Source organism: Nocardia abscessus NBRC 100374, from assembly GCF_000308455.1.
In the GTDB taxonomy this organism is placed as follows: Bacteria; Actinomycetota; Actinomycetes; order Mycobacteriales; family Mycobacteriaceae; genus Nocardia; species Nocardia abscessus.
Genome location: NZ_BAFP01000208.1, coordinates 1 through 493 on the forward strand (window position 1 = coordinate 1; position 493 = coordinate 493).

Genomic DNA, 493 nt, shown 5'->3' on the forward strand with positions numbered 1-493 from the left:
CTGGGCTGTTGCTGGATCTAGCCACCGGCAAGCAGAGATCATGGCTGACCGTCCTCCTCCTCGTGGTGGACGTGGTGACCGTGGAGACCGTGGTGACAGAGGCCGCGGCCGTGGCCGTGGCAGAGGTCGTGGCAGAAAGGATGAGGAGGAGAAGTGGGTGCCTTGCACCAAGCTGGGCCGTCTCGTACAGCAGGGCAAGATCAAGAGTCTGGAGCAGATCTTCCTGTTTTCCTTGCCAGTGAAGGAGTACCAGATTGTGGAGAACTTTTTGGGCTCAGCGCTCAAGGACGAGGTCATGAAGATCATTCCCGTGCAGAAGCAGACCCGCGCAGGACAGAGGACGCGATTCAAGGCGTTCGTGGTGGTGGGTGACTCCAACGGACATGTGGGCCTCGGGGTGAAGTGTGCAAAGGAGGTGGCGACTGCCATCCGCGGCGCCATCATCCAGGCAAAGATGTCAGTGGTGCCCGTCAGGCGTGGATACTGGGGTAAC

1 protein-coding gene is annotated in these 493 nt (G+C 60.0%); it reads left to right on the plus strand.

Features of this window, described 5'->3' with window-relative positions:
• Positions 1–157: 157 nt before the first annotated feature.
• Positions 158–493 (plus strand): uS5 family ribosomal protein (locus tag ON19_RS45230; protein WP_498043926.1); only part of this gene is annotated, 336 nt, incomplete at its 3' end.